At 60.3% G+C, this 23,807-nt stretch carries 23 protein-coding genes; 7 read left to right on the top strand and 16 right to left on the bottom strand.

Annotation, left to right across the window (positions count from 1 at the left end; all coding sequences use genetic code 11):
- Positions 1–80: 80 nt before the first annotated feature.
- The 5 genes from dnaX (at position 81) to AB3226_RS04880 (ending at position 5,828) form a co-directional block, all read left to right on the top strand.
- Positions 81–2,180, top strand: coding sequence for a DNA polymerase III subunit gamma/tau (dnaX, locus tag AB3226_RS04900; RefSeq protein ID WP_367372242.1), 2,100 nt, complete (start codon positions 81–83; stop codon positions 2,178–2,180).
- A 67-nt stretch (positions 2,181–2,247) separates the two neighbouring features.
- Positions 2,248–2,586, top strand: coding sequence for a YbaB/EbfC family nucleoid-associated protein (locus AB3226_RS04895; protein ID WP_007905413.1), 339 nt, complete (start codon positions 2,248–2,250; stop codon positions 2,584–2,586).
- Positions 2,587–2,849: 263 nt separating this feature from the next.
- Complete coding sequence (locus tag AB3226_RS04890) at positions 2,850–3,887, top strand: NADP-dependent oxidoreductase (protein WP_367372241.1); 1,038 nt, start codon at positions 2,850–2,852, stop codon at positions 3,885–3,887.
- A 74-nt stretch (positions 3,888–3,961) separates the two neighbouring features.
- Positions 3,962–4,564, top strand: coding sequence for a recombination mediator RecR (gene recR / locus AB3226_RS04885; protein WP_095051991.1), 603 nt, complete (start codon positions 3,962–3,964; stop codon positions 4,562–4,564).
- Between the two features lie 115 nt (positions 4,565–4,679).
- On the top strand, positions 4,680–5,828 hold the full coding sequence (locus AB3226_RS04880; RefSeq protein ID WP_367372240.1) for an acyl-CoA dehydrogenase family protein: 1,149 nt from the start codon (positions 4,680–4,682) through the stop codon (positions 5,826–5,828).
- Positions 5,829–5,937: 109 nt separating this feature from the next.
- On the opposite strand, the gene AB3226_RS04875 is transcribed toward AB3226_RS04880, so the two are convergent.
- The 8 genes from AB3226_RS04875 to ccoG form a co-directional block, all read right to left on the bottom strand.
- Complete coding sequence (locus AB3226_RS04875; RefSeq protein WP_367372239.1) at positions 5,938–6,486, bottom strand: adenine phosphoribosyltransferase; 549 nt, start codon at positions 6,484–6,486, stop codon at positions 5,938–5,940.
- Positions 6,487–6,565: 79 nt separating this feature from the next.
- Positions 6,566–7,300, bottom strand: coding sequence for a fumarate/nitrate reduction transcriptional regulator Fnr (gene fnr / locus AB3226_RS04870; RefSeq protein WP_123360018.1), 735 nt, complete (start codon positions 7,298–7,300; stop codon positions 6,566–6,568).
- Positions 7,301–7,430: 130 nt separating this feature from the next.
- Positions 7,431–8,813, bottom strand: coding sequence for an oxygen-independent coproporphyrinogen III oxidase (hemN, locus tag AB3226_RS04865; RefSeq protein WP_367372238.1), 1,383 nt, complete (start codon positions 8,811–8,813; stop codon positions 7,431–7,433).
- 213 nt (positions 8,814–9,026) lie between these two features.
- Positions 9,027–9,710 (bottom strand): sulfite exporter TauE/SafE family protein, encoded by a 684-nt coding sequence (locus AB3226_RS04860; RefSeq protein WP_367372237.1) that lies wholly within the window; start codon positions 9,708–9,710, stop codon positions 9,027–9,029.
- Positions 9,703–9,921, bottom strand: a complete 219-nt coding sequence (ccoS, locus tag AB3226_RS04855; protein ID WP_007905420.1) for a cbb3-type cytochrome oxidase assembly protein CcoS — start codon at positions 9,919–9,921, stop codon at positions 9,703–9,705. Before ccoS ends, AB3226_RS04860 begins: the two co-directional genes overlap by 8 nt.
- A 22-nt stretch (positions 9,922–9,943) precedes the next feature.
- Positions 9,944–12,394 carry a heavy metal translocating P-type ATPase gene (locus AB3226_RS04850; RefSeq protein ID WP_367372236.1) on the bottom strand — a complete coding sequence of 817 codons (2,451 nt, stop codon included), beginning with the start codon at positions 12,392–12,394 and terminating at the stop codon, positions 9,944–9,946.
- Positions 12,395–12,529: 135 nt separating this feature from the next.
- Positions 12,530–13,069: a FixH family protein gene (locus AB3226_RS04845; protein WP_367372235.1), complete on the bottom strand. Its 540-nt coding sequence runs from the start codon at positions 13,067–13,069 to the stop codon at positions 12,530–12,532.
- A gap of 11 nt (positions 13,070–13,080) precedes the next feature.
- A complete protein-coding gene (gene ccoG, locus AB3226_RS04840) occupies positions 13,081–14,496 on the bottom strand; it encodes a cytochrome c oxidase accessory protein CcoG (RefSeq protein ID WP_367372234.1) in 1,416 nt (471 codons plus the stop codon).
- Positions 14,497–14,862: 366 nt separating this feature from the next.
- Between ccoG and AB3226_RS04835 the strand changes: the two genes are divergently transcribed.
- Positions 14,863–15,861, top strand: a complete 999-nt coding sequence (locus AB3226_RS04835; RefSeq protein WP_367372233.1) for a metallophosphoesterase — start codon at positions 14,863–14,865, stop codon at positions 15,859–15,861.
- 117 nt (positions 15,862–15,978) lie between these two features.
- Here AB3226_RS04835 and ccoP (AB3226_RS04830) read toward each other — a convergent pair whose 3' ends face one another.
- The 8 genes from ccoP (AB3226_RS04830) to ccoN (AB3226_RS04795) form a co-directional block, all read right to left on the bottom strand.
- Positions 15,979–16,962, bottom strand: coding sequence for a cytochrome-c oxidase, cbb3-type subunit III (ccoP, locus tag AB3226_RS04830; RefSeq protein ID WP_367372232.1), 984 nt, complete (start codon positions 16,960–16,962; stop codon positions 15,979–15,981).
- The gene (locus tag AB3226_RS04825) at positions 16,959–17,144 is read right to left on the bottom strand and encodes a CcoQ/FixQ family Cbb3-type cytochrome c oxidase assembly chaperone (RefSeq protein WP_003175465.1); all 186 of its coding nucleotides are present in this window, start codon (positions 17,142–17,144) and stop codon (positions 16,959–16,961) included. The genes ccoP (AB3226_RS04830) and AB3226_RS04825 overlap by 4 nt, the downstream gene beginning before the upstream one ends.
- Positions 17,145–17,149: 5 nt before the next feature.
- The gene (ccoO, locus tag AB3226_RS04820; protein ID WP_367372231.1) at positions 17,150–17,758 is read right to left on the bottom strand and encodes a cytochrome-c oxidase, cbb3-type subunit II; all 609 of its coding nucleotides are present in this window, start codon (positions 17,756–17,758) and stop codon (positions 17,150–17,152) included.
- On the bottom strand, positions 17,758–19,200 hold the full coding sequence (gene ccoN / locus AB3226_RS04815) for a cytochrome-c oxidase, cbb3-type subunit I (protein WP_123360008.1): 1,443 nt from the start codon (positions 19,198–19,200) through the stop codon (positions 17,758–17,760). Before ccoN (AB3226_RS04815) ends, ccoO (AB3226_RS04820) begins: the two co-directional genes overlap by 1 nt.
- Before the next feature lie 482 nt (positions 19,201–19,682).
- Positions 19,683–20,636: a cytochrome-c oxidase, cbb3-type subunit III gene (ccoP, locus tag AB3226_RS04810; protein WP_367372230.1), complete on the bottom strand. Its 954-nt coding sequence runs from the start codon at positions 20,634–20,636 to the stop codon at positions 19,683–19,685.
- A complete protein-coding gene (locus tag AB3226_RS04805) occupies positions 20,633–20,836 on the bottom strand; it encodes a cbb3-type cytochrome oxidase subunit 3 (protein WP_367375752.1) in 204 nt (67 codons plus the stop codon). The genes ccoP (AB3226_RS04810) and AB3226_RS04805 overlap by 4 nt, the downstream gene beginning before the upstream one ends.
- A gap of 21 nt (positions 20,837–20,857) precedes the next feature.
- Complete coding sequence (ccoO, locus tag AB3226_RS04800) at positions 20,858–21,466, bottom strand: cytochrome-c oxidase, cbb3-type subunit II (protein ID WP_367372229.1); 609 nt, start codon at positions 21,464–21,466, stop codon at positions 20,858–20,860.
- A gap of 10 nt (positions 21,467–21,476) precedes the next feature.
- Entirely contained in the window at positions 21,477–22,901 is a 1,425-nt protein-coding gene (gene ccoN / locus AB3226_RS04795) for a cytochrome-c oxidase, cbb3-type subunit I (RefSeq protein ID WP_367372228.1), read from the bottom strand.
- A 109-nt stretch (positions 22,902–23,010) separates the two neighbouring features.
- Here ccoN (AB3226_RS04795) and AB3226_RS04790 point away from each other — a divergent pair, with 109 nt between their 5' ends.
- Positions 23,011–23,688 (top strand): alpha/beta family hydrolase, encoded by a 678-nt coding sequence (locus tag AB3226_RS04790; protein WP_367372227.1) that lies wholly within the window; start codon positions 23,011–23,013, stop codon positions 23,686–23,688.
- Positions 23,689–23,807 lie beyond the last annotated feature (119 nt).

The following is a 23,807-nucleotide window of genomic DNA, read 5'->3' as shown; positions in this document are numbered from 1 at the left end:
TAGACGAGCGCACCGGATGCAATTTTGGCCTTGCTCCGCTAGCATTAGCCGCTTGTGTTCCTTCGTTGCGACGGTTTTCGATGAGTTATCAGGTTCTTGCACGTAAATGGCGTCCGCGCTCGTTCGGCGAAATGGTCGGCCAGACCCATGTGCTCAAGGCTCTGATCAATGCCTTGGACAGCCAGCGGTTGCACCACGCGTACCTGTTTACCGGTACCCGCGGGGTCGGCAAGACCACCATCGCGCGGATCATCGCCAAATGCCTGAACTGTGAAACAGGTATCACTTCGACCCCCTGCGGCGAGTGCTCGGTGTGCCGCGAAATCGATGAAGGCCGCTTCGTCGACCTGATCGAGATCGACGCCGCGAGCCGGACCAAGGTCGAAGACACCCGCGAGCTGCTCGACAACGTGCAGTACGCGCCGAGCCGCGGGCGCTTCAAGGTCTACCTGATCGACGAAGTGCACATGCTCTCCAGCCATTCCTTTAATGCGCTGTTGAAAACCCTTGAAGAGCCGCCGCCCTACGTCAAGTTCATCCTGGCGACCACCGATCCGCAGAAGCTTCCTGCAACGATTCTTTCGCGGTGCCTGCAGTTCTCCCTGAAGAACATGACCCCGGAACGGGTGGTCGAGCATTTGACCCACGTGCTGAGCGTCGAGAACGTGCCGTTCGAAGACGACGCACTGTGGCTGCTGGGCCGCGCCGCCGATGGTTCGATGCGCGACGCCATGAGCCTGACCGACCAGGCCATCGCCTTCGGTGAAGGCAAAGTCATGGCTGCCGACGTGCGGGCCATGCTCGGTACCCTTGATCACGGCCAGGTCTACGACGTTTTGCATGCGCTGATCGAAGGCGACGCCAAGGCGTTGCTCGAAGCCGTGCGCCATCTGGCCGAACAAGGCCCGGACTGGAACGGCGTGCTCTCGGAAATTCTCAATGTGCTGCACCGTGTCGCCATCGCCCAGGCCCTGCCTGAAGGCGTCGACAACGGCCATGGCGACCGTGACCGCGTGTTGGCTCTGGCCCAGGCATTGCCGGCTGAAGACGTGCAGTTCTATTACCAGATGGGCCTGATCGGTCGCCGGGACTTGCCGCTGGCGCCGGACCCGCGCGGCGGTTTCGAAATGGTCCTGCTGCGAATGCTCGCGTTCCGGCCGGCAGACACCACGGACGCGCCGAGGCAACCGCTAAAGCCAGTGGGGATCAGCCAGGCCACAGTTGATTCCGCAAACTCAGTGGCTGCCGCGCCGATTGTTGCGCCGGTAGTCGCTACGGTCGTTACACCAGCTCCGGTTGCGCCCGTGGTGGCACCGGCCCCTGTCCCGGTAGCTGCGCTTGAGCCGGTCGTTTCCGCGCCTGTGCCTGTGGTCGAGCCTGAGCCCGAGCCTGTTGTCGAGTTCGTAGCGGTCGAAGAAGTCGTCGATCTGCCGTGGAACGACCCGATAGAGCCCGAAGTTGTCCAGCAGCCTGCCGTCGAGCCGGTGCTGGAAACGGCTGGCGAACAACCCGAATTGCCACCGATGCCCATGCCGACCCCGGACAGCGTAGTGCCGGACGCGCCGGAATGGGCCGCTGCGCCGATTCCGGAACCGTCCATGGCCGAAGTCGATGCCGCTACGCCAGGCATGGACCTGGACGACGAGCCGCCGCTGGACGAGGACTACATCGAGCCAGATATGGATTCGGCCTACAGCTACCTCGACGAACTGGCCAGTGAGCACACCGCCGAACCTGCGCCGGAACCCGAGCCAGAACCGGCCGCGATGCCGGCCACCGGTCTGGCCCTGCAATGGCTAGAGTTGTTCCCGAAACTGCCGGTGTCCGGCATGACCGCCAGCATCGGCGCCAACTGCACGCTGATCGCCGTCGATGGCGACAATTGGTTGTTGCACCTGGACCCGGCCCACAGCGCCTTGTTCAACGCGACACAACAACGTCGCCTCAACGATGCGCTGAACCAGTTCCACGGGCGCACGCTGACCCTGAGCATGGAGCTGATCAAGCCCGAGCAGGAAACCCCGGCTCAGGCCTCATCCCGCCGTCGTGCCAACCGTCAGCGTGAGGCCGAGGAATCGATCCACGGCGATCCGTTCATCCAGCAAATGATGCAGCAGTTCGGGGCGGTGGTCCGTCACGATACTATTGAACCTGTCGAGGCCCTGGTCAGTCAGGACTAATAACTGAAGGCGCTTGGCCGCATTCGCCGGGCGCTGTTTTTATCCAAGTACTTTTGAGGTGATTCCCATGATGAAAGGTGGCATGGCCGGCCTGATGAAGCAGGCGCAGCAGATGCAGGAAAAAATGGCCAAGATGCAGGAAGAACTGGCCAACGCCGAAGTCACCGGTAAAGCTGGCGGCGATATGGTCACCGTGGTGATGACCGGTCGTCACGACGTCAAACGCGTGACCATCGATCCAAGCCTGGTCGAAGGCCTGAGCGAAGACGACAAGGAAATGCTCGAGGCGGTATTCGCCGCAGCCGTCAACGACGCCGTACGCAAGATCGAAGCCAACAGCCAGGACAAAATGTCCGGCGTGACCGCTGGCATGCAATTGCCACCGGGTATGAAACTGCCATTCTGATTCGCCAACGCGCATCGGATGGGTTACAAAAAAATGCCAGGCATCGCGCCTGGCATTTTTGTTTCCGTTTGTTGGAAGTAGGGTGCCTGTGAGGCAGCCTTCGCGGACAAGCCCGCTCCCACAGGGATCACCAGAATCCTGTGGGAGCGTGGCTTGCCCGCGATGAAGTCACCTCGGTACAACTGACGAAACTTCGAACGCGACAACGCCACAACGGTCTGCTCCCTATACAGCCGAAATTCATCGATCAAGGAGACGTTCACATGCCGCAAGCATTGACCCTCAACCAGCGTATCGTTCTGGTGTCCCGCCCGGTGGGCGCGCCGACGCCAGAGAATTTCCGCCTGGAACGGGTAGCGCTGCCAGACCTGGCCGATGGTCAGGTACTGCTCAAGACGCTTTATCTGTCGCTCGATCCCTACATGCGCGGTCGTATGAGCGACGCGCCGTCCTACGCTGCACCGGTAGAAATCGACGAGGTGATGACCGGCGGGGCGGTCAGTCGTGTCGAGCGCTCGTTGCATCCTAAATTCCATGAAGGCGATCTGGTGGTCGGCGTCACAGGGTGGCAGAGCCACAGCATCAGTGACGGACGCAACATCATTCCGATCCCGTCCGGGCTGCAGAGTCCGTCGATGGCCCTGGGTGTGCTGGGCATGCCCGGCATGACCGCCTACATGGGGTTGATGGACATCGGCCAGCCAAAGGAAGGCGAAACCCTGGTGGTAGCGGCTGCGTCCGGCGCGGTGGGGTCGGTGGTCGGCCAAGTGGCGAAGATCAAGGGCTTGCGAGTGGTCGGTGTGGCCGGCGGCGCGGACAAATGCCGCTACGTGGTCGAGGAGCTGGGCTTCGATGCCTGTATCGACCACAAGCGCCCGGATTTCGCTGAAGAGTTGGCGCTGGCCTGCTTCAAAGGCGTCGATATCTACTTTGAAAATGTCGGAGGCAAGGTGTTCGATGCGGTGCTGCCGCTGCTCAACACCAAGGCGCGGATTCCTCTTTGCGGTTTGATTGCCTCCTACAACACCAATGAAAAGCCGAGCGGGCCAGATCGCTTGCCACAATTGCAGCGCACGCTGCTGACCAAGCGCGTGCGGATTCAGGGCTTTATTGTGTTCGACGACTACGGTGACCGTCAGCCAGAGTTCATCAGCGCAATGGCGTCATGGGTGCGTGATGGCAAAGTGAAATTCCGTGAGGACGTGGTCGACGGTCTGGAGAACGCACCCCAGGCGTTCATCGGTCTGCTGGAGGGACGAAACTTCGGCAAACTGGTGGTACGGGTCGCGCAGACTGAGTAATTGACGCTGCTATTTGACGCTAAACAGAGGCGCGGGTATAAACCGCGTCTCGTTGTTATGTCGGACTTTTCCCCATGAGCTTCAGCCCTTTGATTCGCCAACTGATCGATGCCCTGCGAATTTTGCCGGGTGTGGGTCAGAAAACTGCCCAGCGCATGGCGTTGCAACTGCTTGAGCGTGATCGCAGCGGCGGTTCGCGACTGGCCCAGGCGCTGAGCCAGGCCATGGAAGGAGTGGGCCACTGCCGCTTGTGCCGCACGCTGACCGAGGACGATCTGTGCCCGCAATGCGCCGATCCACGCCGCGACGACACCTTGCTGTGTGTGGTGGAAGGTCCGATGGATGTTTACGCGGTGGAGCAGACTGGTTTCCGCGGTCGCTACTTCGTGCTCAAAGGCCACCTGTCGCCGCTCGACGGCTTGGGGCCGGACGCCATCGGTATTCCCCAATTGATGGCGCGGATCGAAGAGGCGGGCACGTTTGCCGAAGTCATCCTCGCCACCAACCCGACGGTGGAAGGCGAAGCCACGGCGCATTACATCGCCCAGTTGCTCAGCAACAAAGGCCTGATCGCCTCGCGAATCGCCCATGGCGTGCCGTTGGGTGGCGAGCTGGAGCTGGTGGACGGCGGGACATTGGCGCATTCGTTTGCCGGGCGTAAGCCGATTGCCTTGTAGTGTCTGAACTGGCCCCTTCGAGGGCAAGCACCTCGGTCCATCTGATTCACACAGCTCTATTGAAAACCAAGCAAGCGCTCGGTTAACTTCGCTGAACCTTCAGTGGAGCTCGCCGATGCCTGCCTTTCAGGAATACTTCGACCCCAGCCACCAATTGGTCCGCGACAGCGTCAGACGTTTCGTCGAACGCGAGATTCTTCCGGACATCGACCAGTGGGAAGAAGCCGAAAGCTTCCCCCGTGAGCTCTACTTAAAGGCCGGCATGGCGGGGATTCTGGGCATTGGTTATCCAGAAGCCTTGGGTGGCAGCCACGAAGGCGATGTGTTCGCCAAGATCGCCGCCAGTGAAGAGCTGATGCGCTGCGGTTCCGGTGGTCTGGTCGCGGGGCTGGGCTCGCTGGACATTGGTCTGCCGCCGATCCTCAAGTGGGCCAGGCCCGAAGTCCGCGATCGCGTTGTGCCTCAGGTGCTGGCGGGCGAGAAGATCAGCGCCCTGGCCGTCACCGAGCCCAGCGGCGGCTCCGACGTCGCCAATCTGCAAACCCGCGCCGTACGTGACGGCGCCTTTTACCGGGTCAGCGGCAGCAAAACCTTCATTACCAGCGGCGTTCGTGCGGATTTCTACACCGTCGCGGTGCGCACCGGCGAGCCGGGGTTTGGCGGTATCAGTTTGTTGCTGATCGAGAAGGGCACGCCCGGTTTCACCGTCGGTCGGCAGTTGAGGAAAATGGGCTGGTGGGCGTCGGACACCGCCGAATTGTTTTTCGATGATTGCCGGGTGCCGGTTAGCCATCTGATCGGGGCCGAGAACATGGGCTTCGCCTGCATCATGGGCAACTTCCAGAGCGAGCGTCTGGCCCTGGCACTGATGGCCAACATGACCGCGCAGTTGGCGTTAGAGGAGAGCCTGAAGTGGGCTCGTCAGCGTGAAGCCTTTGGCAAACCCATCGGCAAGTTCCAGGTGCTCAAGCACCGTCTCGCGGAAATGGCCACGGCGCTGGAGGTGTCACGGGAATTCACCTACCGCCAGGCGGCGAAAATGGCCGCCGGGCAGAGTGTGATCAAGGAGATTTCCATGGCCAAGAATTTTGCTACCGACACGGCTGATCGCATTACGACCGATGCGGTGCAGATTCTCGGCGGTCTGGGTTACATGCGTGAAAGTCTGGTGGAGCGGCTGTATCGCGATAACCGGATTCTGTCGATTGGCGGCGGGACGCGGGAAGTGATGAACGAGATCATCAGCAAGCAAATGGGGCTTTGAAATAGGCGGTGTTGCGGCTGACGCCATCGCGGGCAAGCCCGCTCCCACAGGTTCCGCGCTGACCTTGTGGGAGCGGGCTTGCCCGCGATGGCGTCAGTACAGACGCTGCTTATTTATCGGTAAGGGCAAACTGCGTCAAACAGAAAGTAGGAATCCCCATGTCTTCCAGCCGCTGCGAGCCACCCAGCTCCGGCAAGTCGATGATCGCCGCCGCTTCATGCACCCGGGCGCCCATGCGCCGAATCAGGTTGGCCGCCGCGATCAGCGTGCCGCCAGTGGCGATCAGGTCATCGAACATCACCACCGCATCACCCTCACACAAGCTGTCGGCATGGACTTCGAGAAACGCTTCGCCGTACTCGGTGGCATAACCCTCGGCCAGCACGTCGGCCGGCAGTTTGCCCTGCTTGCGGAACAGCACCAGCGGTTTGTTCAGCTGATAGGCCAGGATCGAACCGATCAGAAAGCCACGGGCATCCATGGCGCCGATGTGGGTGAAGTCGGCTTCGACGTAACGATGGGCAAAGCTGTCCATCACCAGGCGCAGGGCCGTGGGTGACTGGAACAATGGGGTGATGTCGCGAAAGATCACGCCCGGCTTGGGGAAGTCGATCACGGGGCGGATCAAGGATTTGATGTCGAAGGAGTCGAAGACCATCGTCGAGGTGTCCTGGCGGGCTGCAAACGTCGCAGTATAACGGCGGCTGAACCGTTTCGCTCAGCCGCAATCGTCGCTATCAGCCTTCGAGCGAACCGCCGGCCAAGGCGCAGAGCTGGATCGGGTCGAGGATGTGGATTTCCTTGCCTTCGGCGGCGATCAGTTCGTTTTGCTGGAAACGGGTGAACACCCGGGACACGGTTTCCACCGCCAGACCCAGATAGTTGCCGATCTCGTTGCGCGACATGCTCAACCGGAACTGGTTGGCCGAGAAGCCCCGGGCGCGGAAACGTGCCGACAGGTTGACCAGGAAAGTGGCGATGCGCTCGTCGGCGGTTTTCTTCGACAGCAGCAACATCATCTGCTGATCGTCGCGAATCTCGCGGCTCATTACCCGCATCAACTGACGGCGCAGTTGTGGCAGTTGCAGGGCCAGTTCGTCGAGGCGATCGAAAGGGATTTCGCACACCGAGGTGGTTTCCAGGGCTTGCGCCGAGACCGGGTGCTTTTCAGTGTCCATGCCCGACAGGCCGACCAGTTCACTCGGCAAGTGGAAGCCAGTGAGCTGCTCTTCGCCACCATCGCTCAGGCTGAAGGTTTTCAGGGCGCCGGAGCGTACTGCATAAACGGAATCGAACGTGTCGCCCTGGCGAAACAGAAACTCGCCTTTTTTCAGCGGGCGACCACGTTTGACGATATCGTCCAGCGCATCCATGTCTTCCAGATTCAGAGAAAGTGGCAGGCAGAGAGGGGCCAGGCTGCAATCCTTGCAATGGGCCTGACTATGAGCGCGCAGCTTTACTGGCTCGGACATTTCTTTAATCCTTGTGGGAAAAACACACATAAGCTGTAAGGGTAACCCACGGGAGGACATTCAGGCACGCGGCGATTTTGTCGCAGGGGCGTAAAATCAGCATTTAGCAGACCGGCCAGTGAGCTGATGGCTAGATAACCCGTGAAAACCGCTGGCGATTTTGCTGTTCCAGGTACGCGTCGAACACCATGCACACCGAACGCACCAACAATCGTCCGGCGGGCAGTACGGTAATCCGTTCATTATCAAGTTCGATCAGTCCGTCGTCGGCCATTCCCTGCAACTGTGGCCAGAGTTCGCCGAAGTAACCCTGAAAGTCGATGTTGAAGGCTTGTTCAATCTGGGCGAATTCCAGACCGAAAGTGCAGATCAGTTGTTGGATGACCGCACGTCGCAGGCGGTCATCGGCGTTGCACAGCAGACCCCGGCTGGTGGCCAGCTGTGCGCTGGCCAGCGTGTTCTGGTACTGATTCAGATCACTGCTGTTCTGGCAGTACAAATCGCCGATCTGGCTGATCGCCGATACTCCCAGACCGATCAAATCGCAATGACCGTGGGTGGTATAGCCCTGGAAGTTACGTTGCAGGGTCGATTCTTCCTGAGCAATCGCCAGTTCATCGTCGGGCAGCGCGAAGTGGTCCATGCCGATATAGCGGTAACCGGCTTTGGTCAGCTGCTCGATGGTGCCCTGGAGCATTTCCAGTTTTTGCGCCGGTGTCGGCAGTTCGTCGCTGTTGATCCGCCGTTGCGGCATGAAGCGTTCCGGCAGATGGGCGTAGTTGAACACCGAGAGCCGATCCGGTTGCAGGCTCATGACTTCGTCGACGGTGCGGGCGAAGTTTTCGGGTGTCTGCTTTGGCAGGCCGTAGATCAGATCGATGTTGATCGAGCGAAATTGCAGGGTTCGGGCGGCATCGATCACCGCACGGGTTTCTTCCAGGCTTTGCAGGCGATTGACCGCCCGTTGCACCGCCGGATCAAGGTCTTGAACGCCAATGCTGACCCGGTTGAAGCCCAGTTCCCGGAGCAGGCCCATGGTCGACCAATCAGCCTCGCGAGGGTCGATCTCGATGCCGTAGTCGCCGGAATCGTCGTCCAGCAGATTGAAATGCTTGCGCAGCTGAGCCATCAACTGGCGCAGTTCGTCATGGCTGAGAAAGGTCGGTGTGCCGCCGCCGAAATGCAGCTGCTCGACTTTCTGCGAGGGGTCGAGATGACAGGCAATCAGCTGGATTTCCTGTTCCAGACGCTGCAAATAGGACAGGGCACGGCCGCGGTCTTTGGTGATGACTTTGTTGCAGGCGCAGTAGTAGCAAATGTTCGCGCAGAACGGCACGTGCACATACAGCGACAGCGGCCGAAGGGCTTTACGGCTGTCGCGCAGGGCATGAAACAGGTCGAAGGTGCCGACCTGGCTGTCGAACTGTACGGCGGTCGGGTACGACGTGTAGCGCGGGCCCGCCAGGTCGTAACGGCGGATCAGATCAGTGTCCCAACGAATGGCGTCGAGCATGCGGGCATTCCCCCGGATAGGCTGGCAGTGTGGGCGAGTCTAGGGGGAGGAGCGTATGGGCATGTTGATTTGCATCAACGGTCGGGATCTGTGTCGCAGGTGCGGGCCTCATCGCGGGCAAGCCCGCTCCCACAGGGTTGTGTTTGGACCACCGAATTGGGCATTCTCAAATCCTGTGGGAGCGGGCTTGCCCGCGATGGGGCCACTGCCGATCTAATGCCCCATGAGCCAATGCTGATGCGGCCCCGGCAAGGTCCAGATACCGAACACCATCACCAGCAAGCCACCGGTCATGCGTATGCTGCGTTTGCGCAACAACGCCGTGACGCGCTCGGCCGCCAGCCCTGTGGCGAGCAGCACCGGCCAGGTGCCCAGCCCGAATGCCAGCATCAGCAATGCACTGTCCAGCGCATTGCCCTGGCTCGCCGACCACAGCAATGTGCTGTAGACCAACCCGCACGGCAGCCAGCCCCAGAGTGCGCCCAGCAGCAGGGCACGGGGCAGGTTCGACACTGGCAGTAGTTTGTTGGCTACCGGCTGGATATGCCGCCACAGGCCGCGACCGAGGCTTTCGATGCGGGTCAGGCCGCTCCACCAGCCGGCCAGGTACAGGCCCATGGCGATCAGCAGCAGTCCGGCGAGGATGCGCATGAACATCGCCGCCGGGCTATTGGCCACGGCCCAGCCGGCCAGGCCGATCAGCAGGCCGGCCGCGGCGTAGCTGAGAATTCGCCCCAGGTTGTAGGCCAGCAACAATCGAAAGCGTCGGCTGCGCTGTTCCTTGGGAATCGCCAGGGTCAATGCGCCCATCAAGCCTCCGCACATGCCCAGGCAATGCCCGCCGCCGAGCAGGCCGAGGATCAGCGCAGACACCAACAGTGGCGCCAACTCAAGCATGAGGCGGCGCCTTGTCGTCCGGTTTGGCCGGATGGCCGCTGGCCTCGTCGACCGCTGCCTTGTGGTTCGGGTCCTGATCGTCGAACAGGATGCTGTGGGCCGGACCGTCGAGGTCGTCGTACTGACCGCTGTCGACCGCCCAGAAGAAGATATAGATAGCGATGGCCACGATCAGCAGCGCGGCCGGGATCATCACGTAGAGAGCTGGCATCTGGACTCCATGCCCGCGCGGCTCAGGCCGGCAGCGGGCGGGTTTCTGGCGTGGTGCTGGTAGCCGGCGCGCTTGGCAGGCGAGTCAGGCGCAGGGCATTCAACACCACGGTCAACGAACTGATCGACATGCCAACCGCAGCCCATACCGGAGTGATCCAGCCGAGGGCAGCGAACGGCAACATGAGGCCATTGTACAGCGCTGCCCACAGCAAGTTCTCGATGATGACCCGACGGGTCCGACGGGCCAGGCTGAAGGCTTGCACCAGCGCGTCGAGGCGGTTCGACAGCAGCACCGCGTCGGCACTGGTTTTCGCCAGATCGGTGGCCGAACCCATCGCCACGCTGATGTCGGCGGCGGCCAGCACCGGCACGTCGTTGACCCCGTCACCGAGCATCAACACCTTGCGACCTTCCTTGTGCAGTTGTTGCAGCACCTGCAATTTATCGTCCGGACGCAAACCGCCATGGGCCTCGTCGATGCCCAATTCGGCAGCGACGCTGGCAACCATCGGTGAGCTGTCGCCGGACAGCAGCAACGTGCGCCAGCCGCGAGCCTTGCAGGCCGCCAGCAGGGCGGGCGCGTCGGCGCGCAAACGGTCATCGAGCACGAACCACGCCAGCGGCCCTTGATTGTCGCCGAGCAGCAGCCATTGGCCGGGCTCATCGGGCATTACTGGCGTCTGAGCGCCGCTGAGTTCGCAGACAAACCCCGGTTGGCCAATGCGCAGGCGTTGTGCGCCGACCAACCCCTCCAGGCCCAGGCCCGGCGTGCTGTGAACTTCTTCGGCGGCCAGCGGTGCGCGGCCAAAGGCTCGGGCAATCGGGTGCTCGGAACGGTTTTCCAAAGCGGCGGCGAGGCTCAGGCATTGATCGCTGGTGAAGGCACCAAGCGGCCGGATCGAACGCAAGGCCAGCCGACCTTCGGTGAGGGTGCCGGTCTTGTCGAAAATCACCGTGTCGATCTGATTCAGGCCTTCCAGTACATGGCCGCGCGTCAACAAAAGACCGAGCTTGTGCAGCGTGCCGGTGGCGGCGGTGAGGGCAGTTGGCGTGGCCAGCGACAAGGCGCACGGGCACGTCGCAACCAGCATCGCCAGGACAATCCAGAAGGCCCGCGAAGCATCCAGCTCCCACCACAGCAGGCCAATGGCGGCCACCGCGATAAGTGACAACAGCAAAAACCATTGCGCGGCGCGGTCGGCGATTTCCGCCAGTCGCGGCTTTTCGGCCTGGGCGCGATCCAGCAGGCGGACGATGGCCGACAGTCGCGTGTCCTGACCCAACGCCAGGACTTCCACGGTCAGCGCCCCTTCAACGTTCAAGGTGCCGGCGGTGACGGCATCGCCCAGGATTCGTGGTTGTGGCAGGTATTCGCCGGTGAGCAGGGATTCGTCGATGCTCGACTGACCGTCGAGAATCTTGCCGTCGGCCGGCAGGATCGCACCGGGATGCACCAGCACCTGATCGCCCACGCGCAACTCACTGAGCAGAATCCGCTCGCTCTGGCCGTCAGCGCTCAGCCGCAGGCAGGAGGCGGGCAACAGATTGACCAGTTGAGCGGTCGCGGCGGCGGTGCGTTCGCGGGCACGACGTTCCAGATAACGCCCGGCCAGTAGAAACAGCGCGAACATCCCCACTGCATCGAAATACAGCTCGCCAACCCCGGTGATCGAGGTCCAGATCCCGGCGATATAGGCACTGCCGATCGCCAGCGACACCGAGACGTCCATGGTCAGGTGACGGGTGCGCAGATCGCGCATCGCCCCCTTGAAGAACGGCGCGCAACTGTAAAACACAATCGGAGTGGTCAGAAACAGCGCGACCCAGCGCAGGATGGTGTGTAGCTCGGGGCTGAGGTCAATGTTGAATTCCGGCCAGGTGGCCATCGTTGCCATCATCGCCTGGAACCACAGCAACCCAGCGACCCCGAGTTGACGCAGGGCCAGGCGGTTTTCGCTGGCCAGCTGTTCGCTGGCGCGGTCGGCCTGATAAGGGTGGGCGGCGTAACCGATGTGGCGCAATTCGCTGAGCACTTGGCTCAATGGCAATTGCGCGTCGGCCCAGCGCACATGCAGGCGATGGTTGGACAGGTTCAGGCGTGCTTCGGCCACCGCAGGCAAGGCGCGCAGGTGTTTTTCGATCAACCAGCCGCAGGCGGCGCAACTGATGCCTTCCATCAACAGGGTGGTTTCGGCGAGTTCGCCTTCGTGGCGGACAAAGGGTTGCTGCACATCGGCGCGGTCGTACAGTGCCAGCTCATCTACTAACTGCACCGGCAAGGCTTCGGGGTTGGCCGAGGCTTCGCTGCGATGCTGGTAATAGCTTTCCAGCCCACCGGCCACGATGGCCTCGGCCACTGCCTGGCAACCCGGGCAGCAGAACTCGCGGGTTTCCCCGAGGACGGCGGCCGTGAAGCGACTGCCGGCCGGGACGGGCAGGGCGCAGTGGTAGCAGGGGGTTGGACTGGTCATGGGGCGTGTTCCGATGATCGTTCCCACGCTCTGCGTGGGAATGCCTCCCCGGACGCTCCGCGTCCGCTTCGGCTGGGACGCGGAGCGTCCCTGGCTGCGTTCCCACGCAGAGCATGGGAACGATCAGGGTAAGGCTTATTTTTTCAGGTCTTCCGCGCCTTGCAGCGGCTCATCACCGAGCAGCAAATCCTTGGCATGGCTGACCTGTTCTTCTTCGAACATGCGCCAGGTCTTGTCATCCTGTACGCCCAGCAACTCGACGAAGCGACGACCTTCAATCTTGTCGCTCAACTGGCCAATGTAGCGGCCCTGTTCGGTTTCGCTGCGGGCCAGGGTGATCTTGCGATCTTTCTCTGGCTGGGTTGGCGAAATCAGGTTCAGCTCAAGGGTTGCAGGCGTGCTGTTGCCGCTCAGGCGCAGGTCGACTTCGCCGGTCACGTCATCCAGGTGCACACTGGCACGCAGTTGCAGGGTCTGGGCCAGCAGTTCGCGGTCCAGCGAACGGTTAATGCCCTTGCCAGCCTCGTAGTAGTTGTCGTTGACCAGGTTGTCCGGGTTGTTCACCGCGATGGTCACCATCGACAGGGTCAAAGTCACCGAGCAGGCCAGGATGGCGATGATGATCCACGGCCAAAGGTGCTTGTACCAGGGACTTGCGGCAGTTGCTGCGGGCATGATCACTTCTCTCAACGAATTTGTGGGCCGATGAATCGGCTCTTGGCTTCAACGTGCACGTTGGCGTCATCGGCATCCTTGAGGATGAATTTCACCTCGTTGGTGCTCGACGGCAGTTGTTCCGGTGCGCTGGACAGTTCGACCGGCTGACTGAAAATCTCCCCGGCGGCGACTTTGATCTCGCGCTTGCCTTGCAGCTTGAGATCCGGCAGGCCGGTGGCTTCCAGCACATAGGTGTGGTCGCGCTGGTCCTTGTTCATGATCTTCAGGCTGTAGACGTTTTCGATCCGGCCTTCGGCGTTCTCGCGGTACAACACGCGGTCTTTGCTGACATCGAAACCGACCAGCGAACGCATGAAGAACGCGGTCATCAGCAACGCGATCATCGCCAGCAGCACCGTGGCATAGCCAATCAGGCGCGGACGCAGTTTATTGGTTTTTTGCCCCGACAGGTTGTGCTCGGTGGTGTAGCTGATCAGGCCGCGCGGGTAATCCATCTTGTCCATGATGCTGTCGCAGGCGTCGATGCACGCCGCGCAGCCGATGCATTCGACTTGCAGGCCGTCGCGGATGTCGATACCGGTGGGGCAGACCTGGACGCACATGGTGCAGTCGATGCAATCGCCCAGGCCCTGAGCCTTGTAGTCGATGCCTTTCTTGCGCGGGCCACGGCTCTCGCCACGGCGCGGGTCGTAGGAGACGATCAGCGTGTCCTTGTCGAACATTACGCTCTGGAAGCGTGCATACGGGCACATGTAGATGCACACCTGCTCGCGCAACCAACCGGCATTGCCGTAGGTGGCGAGGGTGAAGAAACCGACCCAGAAATACGACCAGCCATCGGCCTGGCCGGTGAAGAAGTCGAGCACCAGTTCGCGAATCGGCGAGAAGTAACCGACGAAGGTCATGCCGGTCACGAAACCGATCAGCAGCCACATCGTGTGCTTGCTGAGTTTACGCACGAACTTGTTGGCGCTCATCGACGCCTTGTCGAGCTTGATGCGCTGGTTGCGGTCACCCTCGGTAACCTTCTCGCACCACATGAAGATCCAGGTCCAGACGCTTTGCGGGCAGGTGTAGCCGCACCAGACCCGACCGGCATACACGGTGATGAAGAACAGGCCGAAGGCACTGACGATCAGAATGCCCGAGAGCAGGATGAAATCCTGTGGCCAGAAGGTCGCGCCAAAAATGAAGAATTTACGCTCCGGCAGGTTCCACCAGACGGCCTGATGACCGCCCCAGTTCAGCCATACCGTGCCGAAATACAGCAGAAACAGCCCGGCACCGCCGATCATCCGCAGGTTGCGGAACAGGCCGGTGAAGGCGCGGGTGTAGATCTTTTCTCGAGAGGCGTAGAGGTCGACGCTGTTGTTCGCGTTCTTGGCAGGCGGAGTGACGTCGTGTACCGGAATCTGATTGCTCATCATTGCATCCCACGGCAGTGGAAAAATGCCCCGGTCAGTACGTGCCGACCGCGGTCAAAAAGAGGTGTTGCAGTGGCGCAATGATACGCCTGTAGCTCTGGGTCAAGGGTGCGACCTTTGGTCGCGTTGGGTGGCGGGGGCGGATGGTGTAGCGGATGTAACAAGTCGTGACCCAGATCAATTGACTATAGCTGCTTCATGACGCTGGCCTTGGCCGGTTGCGGTGGGAAATGGGAGGTCGACATATCTGTTAGTAATCCAAAAGGTCACACTAATTGTCTTGTCGTTCGTATTACCCTAAGTTTGGAGACGCAGCATATAACGTCTGTGTATTTAAATAACTATCGTGTCATGAAAAGGATTTCTATGAACTTAACCTTTAGTTCCCCGCGATGGCTGGGACTACTTTTAATATTGACCGGGTTTCCGGCATGGGCCGTTGAAGAATTGCCCGCGCACTTGATCTTCGCCTCTGATTCGCAATATCCGTGGAGTGATCTGACTGATGCCGATATCCGTGATCCGAATGTCGAAAAGCGTTCGGCTGAACTGATTGATGCGCAATATTCCAGTATGGCCAGTTTTCGCAAGCTCAATGGCGGCGCGGCTCGCGTACCCGTCATGATTAACGGAGACATCACGTCGTTCGGGCATGGTGGCGAACGTTCGTTCATGCGTACCGTGTTCGAGGACACGCTGGAGGGCGCGTATGACTACGGCCTGGGTAATCATGATTACGCCAATAACGTAGATGATTGTTTTCTCAATAATTGTGCGGCCGGGAGTGTTGATGATTTAAAAAGCCGTTATTGGGGTAAAGTTGATTCTATGGACTTGGCGGCTCGAGCTTCGGGGCTAGGTACAACCTATTACGGCAGCCTCGCCTATTCAAAAACCTTCGGTGATGTGCACATGGTTCAGTTGCACAAGGAGCCGACTTATACCGTTACCTTCACTTCAGGGATCGTTAAGACAACCACCTATGAAATCACCGATGCGCTTGACTGGCTGGATAAAGATCTGGCTCGGGCGCGGGCTGACGGAAAGATCATTATCTTGAACATGCACAAGGTCTATGACTGGAGAAAGGCTAGCGCGGCCCAGATCCAGCGCTTCAAGGAGATGATCAACACCTACAAGGTTACCGCGGTGTTCGGTGGTCATGACCATTGGGGCGCCGGATGGTATGGCCTTGGGGAAGAGCTTTTTGGCGAGGTGCCGGTTTTCCTGAGCGGATCGTCTTCGCAGCAAACGTATCTGATCGCCAGTTTTATCGAGGACAGGCAGAGCATTGAGGTCAGCGTCGTCAAAGGCAACAACTGGTCCACTCGTCGAATAGCAGCCGAAGCGCGAGTGCGCAAGTAACAGGAGCCGACCCGCGCCTCGCGTCATCTGCATAGCCACCGCTTAAGCCGAGGGCGAATAAAAAGGCCCCGCCAACTTTCATTGGCGGGGCCTATATGCATCGGTCAGGCGTGGATCTTACTGGGCGTCTTCCGTCGGAGCTTTCTCACCATGAGACAGGCTGTAGACGTAAGCGGCCAGCAGGTGAACCTTGTCGTTGCCTTGCAGCTGTTCTTGCGCAGGCATCTGGCCCTGACGGCCGTAACGGATGGTCTGCTGCAGCTGAGCGAAGCTCGAACCGTAGATGAACGCCGCCGGGTGGGTCAGGTCAGGGGCGCCCATTGCTGGGGTGCCTTTGCCTTGCGGGCCATGGCACGCCACACAGTTGGCGGCGAACAGTTTCTGGCCGGCAACCGGATCGGCCTTGGTGCCTTCCGGCAGCTTGCGGCCATCCAGGTTGGTCAGCACGAACGCGGCAACGTCCGCAACGCCTTGCTCGCCGATCACTGCAGCCCAAGCCGGCATCACGGCGTGACGACCGCCCATGATGGTGGTCTTGATGGTTTCTGCCTCACCGCCCCAGCGCCAGTCGGCGTCGGTCAGGTTAGGGAAACCGTAGGCGCCTTTGGCGTCGGAACCGTGGCAGACCGAGCAGTTGGAGGCGAACAAGCGGCCACCCATCTTCAGGGCTTGCGGGTCTTTGGCGACTTCTTCGATCGGCATGGAAGCAAACTTGGCGAAGATCGGGCCGAATTTGGCGTCCGACCTGAGCATTTCCTTTTCCCACTCGTGAACGCCGGTCCAGCCAGCCTGGCCGTTGGCGAACGCGGTCTGCTTGTCGTTATCGAGGTAGTTGTAACCCGGCAACAGACCTTTCCAGTTACCCAGGCCCGGGTACAGCACCAGATAGCCGAGGGCGAAGATGATGGTGCCCACGAACAGCATGAACCACCATTTTGGCAGCGGATTGTCATACTCCTCGATCCCGTCGAAGGAGTGACCGACCGTTTCATCGGTGGATTCGCTGCGCTGGCCCTTGCGGGTGGACAGCAGCAGCCAGGTCAGGGCGAAGATGGTGCCGAGACTGAGGACTGTGACGTACAGACTCCAGAACGTAGTCATTCTTTGTTACTCCTAGAAGCTTGCTCGACGTGCTTGATGGCTTCGGGATCATCCGCGAAAGGCAGCAAGGTCGCGTCTTCAAACTCCGACTTGCGCTTGGGGCTGAACACCCACAGCGCCAGACCGATGAAGGCCACCATCACAACAACGGTGCCCAGGCCACGTATCATCCCGATATCCATCTAAATCACCGTTTGCTTTTGATGATGGTGCCCAGGCCTTGCAGATAGGCCACCAGCGCGTCCATTTCGGTTTTGCCCTTCACGGCATCCTTGGCACCGGCGATGTCTTCGTCGGTGTAAGGGGTGCCGAGCGTGCGCAAGACTTCCATTTTCTTGGCGGTGTCTTTGCCGTCGAGCTTGTTTTCCACGAGGAACGGGTAAGCCGGCATTTTCGACTCAGGCACTACGTTGCGCGGGTTGTACAAGTGCGCACGCTGCCAGTCATCGGAGTAACGACCGCCGACACGGGCCAGGTCCGGACCGGTACGCTTGGAACCCCACAGGAACGGGTGGTCCCAAACGCTTTCACCGGCGACCGAGTAGTGGCCGTAACGTTCGGTTTCAGCACGGAACGGGCGGATCATCTGCGAGTGGCAGCCGACACAACCGTTGGCGATGTACACGTCGCGGCCTTCCAGCTCAAGGGCGGTGCGAGGCTTCATGCCCTCGACCGGCTTGTTGGTGACGTCCTGGAAAAACAGCGGAACGATTTGAGTCAGGCCGCCGATGCTGACGGCGATAACCATGAAGAAGGCCAGCAGGCCAATATTCTTCTCGACTGCTTCATGCTTCATCAGTGAGCTCCAACTACAGCAATCTGTTCAGCAGCTTTGGCTTCAGCCGGGTTCGAGGCACGTACGGTACGCCATACGTTGTAGGCCATGAACAGCATGCCGCTGGCGAAGAACGCACCGCCCAGGGCGCGAACGATGAAACCAGGGTGGCTGGCTTGCAGCGCTTCGACGAACGAGTAGGTGAGGGTGCCGTCATCGTTGATTGCACGCCACATCAGACCTTGGGTGATGCCGTTGACCCACATCGACGCGATGTACAGAACGGTACCGATGGTCGCGAGCCAGAAGTGCGTGTTGATCAGGCCGATGCTGTGCATCTGCGCACGACCGAACAGTTTCGGGATCATGTGGTAGATCGCGCCGATCGAAATCATCGCTACCCAGCCAAGAGCGCCGGCGTGTACGTGGCCGATGGTCCAGTCGGTGTAGTGCGACAGCGAGTTGACGGTCTTGATGGCCATCATCGGGCCTTCGAAGGTCGACATGCCGTAGAACGCCAGCGATACCACGAGGAAGCGCAGGATCGGGTCGGTGCGCAGCTTATGCCAGGCGCCCGACAGGGTCATCATGCCGTTGATCATGCCGCCCCAGCTTGGTGCCAGCAGGATGATCGACATCGCCATGCCCAGGGACTGAGCCCAGTCTGGCAGAGCGGTGTAGTGCAGGTGGTGCGGACCGGCCCAGATGTACAGGGTGATCAGCGCCCAGAAGTGCACGATCGACAGACGATAGGAGTAGATCGGACGCTCGGCCTGCTTCGGAACGAAGTAGTACATCATCCCCAGGAAGCCAGTGGTCAGGAAGAAGCCCACGGCGTTGTGGCCGTACCACCACTGGATCATTGCGTCAGTCGCACCGGCGTAGGCCGAGTAGGACTTGAAGAAACTGACCGGCAGGGAGGCGTGGTTGACGATGTGCAGCATCGCCGTCACGACGATGAAGGCACCGTAGAACCAGTTACCGACATAGATGTGCTTGGTCTTGCGCTTGGTGATGGTGCCGAAGAACACCAGACCGTAAGTAACCCAGACGATGGCCAGCAGAATAGCCAGGGGCCATTCCAGTTCCGCGTATTCCTTGGTGGTGGTGTAACCCAGCGGCAAGGTCACGATCGCGCCGACAATCACCGCTTGCCAACCCCAGAAGGTGAAGGCCGCGAGGCTGTCGGAAATCAGTCGCGTTTGGCAGGTTCGCTGCACGACGTAATAGGAAGTGGCAAACAACGCACAACCACCGAAGGCGAAAATCACCAGGTTGGTGTGCAGCGGGCGTAAGCGTCCAAAAGTCGTCCACGGCAGACCGAAGTTCAATTCCGGCCATACGAGCTGTGAGGCGATGAAGACACCAAGCCCCATGCCAAGGATCCCCCAGACCACCGTCATGATGGCGAACTGGCGGACTACCTTATAGTTATAAGCAGTCGGACTGATTGCTGTGCTCATTCTAAGGTTCCACGGTTTGGGTGTTTTATTAGGAGTAAAAATCGGCCGCAAGTATGGAGAAAGCGGGGGGTCATTGCAACGCGCCATGACGTGGGTCAATGCTTTCAAAAGCTGATTCTGCGGCCTTTCCATGCGCCGCGTAAGGACAAAATTGCCCCCGGACAAATGTCGCAACGGATGAAAATGGTGAGGGGGGCAGGTCGGATGTAACGGGGTGTGTTCAAACATAACGAACGGGCGATGGATGGCAATTGGCATGGCAGCCGGTATCTACCAGCCTTTGCGGCCTGTCATCAAGCAGAGTCGTCGAACACATCGAGTTGGGTCGACCTGGAACCGGCGCTGACCAGTCCGCATCGCAGGGAAGCTTAGACCCGAATCCGGCGAACCGAAAGGAAGACCAAGGGAGGGTGCGACAATGCGTCGCAAAGGGGCAGGGAACTGCCGCATCCGGGTGAATGCGGCAGCAGAGCGGACGAGATTTATTTGCTTTTGCCTTCAGCCTGTAAACGCTCGGTGCTCAGCCCCTGAGACAGGCTATACACATAAGCGGCCAGCAATTGCACCTTGTCGTTGCCGAGCAGTTCGTTCTGCGCCGGCATATGGCCCTGGCGGCCATGACGAATGGTTTGTTGCAGTTGCGCCAGGCTTGTACCGTAGATAAATCCGGCCGGTTGCGTCAGATTCGGCGCTCCCATGGCTTCAGTGCCTTGGCCGTTTGCCCCATGACAGGCTACGCAGGTGGTGCTGAACGCTTGCTGTCCAGCGCGCAGATCAGCTGTGCTGCCTTCCGGCAAGGGCAGGCCGGCCAGTTCATGACGCACATAAGCGGCGACGTTTTTCACGCCAGCGTCGCCGAGGATTTCACCCCAGGCCGGCATCGCGGCCATGCGACCACCCATGATTGTCGTTTTGATCATGTCGGCATCGCCGCCCCAGCGCCAATTGCTGTCGGCCAGGTTCGGGAAACCAAACGCGCCCTTGGCGTCCGAGCCGTGGCACACCGAGCAATTGGACGCAAACAGGCGACCGCCCATTTTCAGTGCCAGCGGGTCCTTCGCCACTTCTTCGATGGGCATGGCGGAAAATTTGGCGAAGATCGGCCCGAACTTCGCGTCAGCCTTGTTCATCTCCTTTTCCCATTCGTGGACGCCGGTCCAGCCGTTTTCATAACCGGGCAATATGCCTTTCCAGTTGCCCAGGCCCGGGTAAAGGATCAGGTAGCCGACGGCAAACACCAACGTGCCGGCGAACAGCATGAACCACCACTGCGGCAGCGGATTGTCGTACTCCTCGATGCCGTCGAAGCTGTGGCCCATGGTCTGGTCAGTGCTGCCCTTGGTTTCCCCTCGGCGCGTACCGATCAGCAACCAGGTCAGGCCGATCAGGCTGCCGATGGTCAGTACGCAGATCCACGTACTCCAGAAGGTGGTCATGGCCGGGTACTCCTCGTGGCGGATTCTTGTTGGGTGCTGTTTTCGGATGGCGGCTCGTCGGCGAACGGCAGCAGGCGCGCTTCGGCGAACTCCGGATTACGCTTGCTGTTGAACACCCACAGCGTCAGGCCGACGAAGGCCACGAACACCACGACCGTGCCCAGACCGCGGATCATTCCACTGCTCATTTCGCTGACTATTTCAAAGGGCATGGACATGGCTCACCTCTTGCTCTTGATGGCAGTGCCGAGCACTTGCAGATAGGCAACCAGCGCGTCCATTTCGGTTTTGCCCTGGAGCGAAGCCGCTGCACCGGCGATGTCTTCGTCGGTGTACGGCACGCCGAGGGTGCGCATGGCGCGGATCTTGGTTTCGGTATGGCTGCTGTCGACCTGATTGGCGACCAGCCATGGGTAGGCCGGCATCTTCGATTCCGGCACCACGTTGCGCGGGTTGTATAAATGCGCGCGGTGCCAGTCTTCGGAGTAGCGACCGCCGACGCGCGCCAGGTCAGGCCCGGTCCGTTTCGAACCCCAGAGGAACGGATGATCCCAGACGCTTTCCCCTGCCACCGAGTAGTGGCCATAGCGCTCGGTCTCGGCGCGGAACGGGCGGATCATTTGTGAATGGCAACCGACGCAGCCTTCGCGGATGTAAATGTCGCGACCTTCCAGTTGCAACGCGGTGTAGGGCTTCATGCCTTCGACCGGTTTATTGGTCACGTCCTGAAAGAACAGCGGGACGATCTGGGTCAGGCCGCCGATGCTCACGGCGAACACCATCAGCAACATCAGCAGGCCGACGTTTTTCTCGATTGTTTCGTGTTTCATCGCGGACTCCTCAGGCTATCTGCGCGGCAGCGGCGGCTTCGACAGGCTGCGAGGCCCGCACGGTGCGCCAGGTGTTGTAAGCCATCAGGAACATGCCACTGAGGAAGATCGCGCCGCCCACCAGTCGCACGACGAAGCCTGGGTGGCTGGCCACCAGGGTTTCGACGAAGGAATAGGTCAGCGTGCCGTCCTCGTTGACAGCGCGCCACATCAGGCCCTGGGCGATGCCGTTGACCCACATCGATGCGATGTACAGCACGGTGCCGATGGTCGCGAGCCAGAAGTGCGCGTTGATCAGGCCGATGCTGTGCATCTGCGTGCGGCCGAAGATTTTCGGAATCATGTGGTAGAGCGCACCGATGGAAATCATCGCCACCCAGCCAAGTGCGCCAGCGTGAACGTGGCCGATGGTCCAGTCGGTGTAGTGGGAGAGGGCATTGACCGTTTTGATCGCCATCATCGGCCCTTCGAAGGTCGACATGCCGTAGAACGCCAGCGACACCACGAGGAAGCGCAGGATCGGGTCGCTGCGCAACTTATGCCAGGCGCCCGAGAGCGTCATCATGCCGTTGATCATCCCGCCCCAGCTTGGCGCCAGCAGGATCAGCGACATCACCATGCCCAACGACTGCGCCCAGTCCGGCAGCGCGGTGTAGTGCAAGTGGTGCGGGCCGGCCCAGATGTACAGGGTGATCAGCGCCCAGAAGTGCACGATCGACAAACGATAGGAGTACACCGGGCGCTCGGCCTGTTTCGGCACGAAGTAGTACATCATCCCGAGGAAACCGGCGGTGAGGAAAAAGCCTACGGCGTTGTGTCCATACCACCACTGCACCATGGCATCGGTCGCACCGGCGTACACCGAGTAGGACTTGGTGAAACTCACCGGCAGCTCAAGGTTGTTGACGATGTGCAGGATCGCCACGGTGATGATGAATCCACCGAAGAACCAGTTGCCGACATAGATGTGTTTGGTCTTGCGCTGCATGATCGTGCCGAAGAACACGACGGCGTAGGCCACCCAGACGATGGTGATCAGGATGTCGATCGGCCATTCCAGCTCGGCGTATTCCTTGGAACTGGTGTAACCCAGTGGCAGGCTGATGGCCGCCAAGAGAATCACAAGCTGCCAGCCCCAGAAGCAGAACGCAGCAACTGCGGGAGCAAATAAGCGGGTCTGGCAAGTACGTTGTACGGAGTACAACGAACTGGCGAACAGGGCGCAGCCGCCGAAGGCGAAAATCACCGCGTTGGTGTGCAGCGGGCGCAGACGGCCGAAGCTGGTCCACGGCAGGTTGAAGTTGAGTTCAGGCCAGACCAATTGGGCGGCGAGAAAAACCCCGAGCCCCATGCCGACGATGCCCCACACCACCGTCATAATGGCGAATTGGCGGACCACCTTGTAGTTGTAGGCGGTACTGATTGAAGTGTTCATGGTTCCCCATCCACGGTTCAGCCGAAGTGAGGGCCTGTCTTTGCGAGTAAGCCGCACGGCAGACGCTCCCTTCGCCTGGAGTTATAGGCAGACTAAAAGCGAGGCAAGCATGGACAAAGAGCACAAGGCCAGTATTGACGGGGATCAATGGGCGCAGTGCGTGCGGGATCATGGATGGTTGTGGAATGCCGCCTCGACGCCGGCCTCGGCGACGCTGATTCTCGCTCACGGCGCCGGTGCGCCGATGGACAGTGACTGGATGAGCGACATGGCTGCGCGCCTTGCTGCGCATGGGGTCAACGTGCTGCGTTTCGAGTTTCCGTACATGGCGCAGCGGCGTATCGATGGCGGTAAACGTCCCCCGAACCCGGCGCCAAAATTGCAGGAATGCTGGCGTGAGGTGTATGCCTTGGTGCGACGCCATGTCGCTGGGCGCCTGGCCATTGGCGGCAAGTCCATGGGCGGGCGGATGGCGAGTTTGTTGGTTGATGAGTTGGGCGCGGATGCGCTGGTGTGTCTGGGATATCCGTTTTATGCGGTGGGCAAACCGGAGAAGCCGCGGGTCGAGCATCTGGCGGCGCTGAAGACCCGCACGTTGATTGTGCAGGGTGAGCGAGATGCGCTGGGTAATCGGGCGGCCGTCGAGGCTTACACGTTGGCGCCGAGTATCGAGGTGTTTTGGCTGGAAGCGGCGGACCATGACTTGAAGCCGTTGAAGGCTTCGGGGTTTACGCATGAGCAGCATTTGGCGGCTGCGGCGGGGAAGGTTTCCGAGTTTCTCCGGTGAGATTTTCGGTGCCAGTTTGGGCCTCTTCGCGGGCAAGCCCGCTCCCACAGGGTTTCGTGTCGATCCCAAAATCCAGCCACACCACAGTTCACTGTGGGAGCGGGCTTGCCCGCGATGGC

It is taken from the genome of Pseudomonas lini, assembly GCF_964063345.1.
In the GTDB taxonomy this organism is placed as follows: domain Bacteria; phylum Pseudomonadota; class Gammaproteobacteria; order Pseudomonadales; family Pseudomonadaceae; genus Aquipseudomonas; species Aquipseudomonas lini_B.
This window is presented reverse-complemented; position numbering and strand designations above follow the sequence as displayed.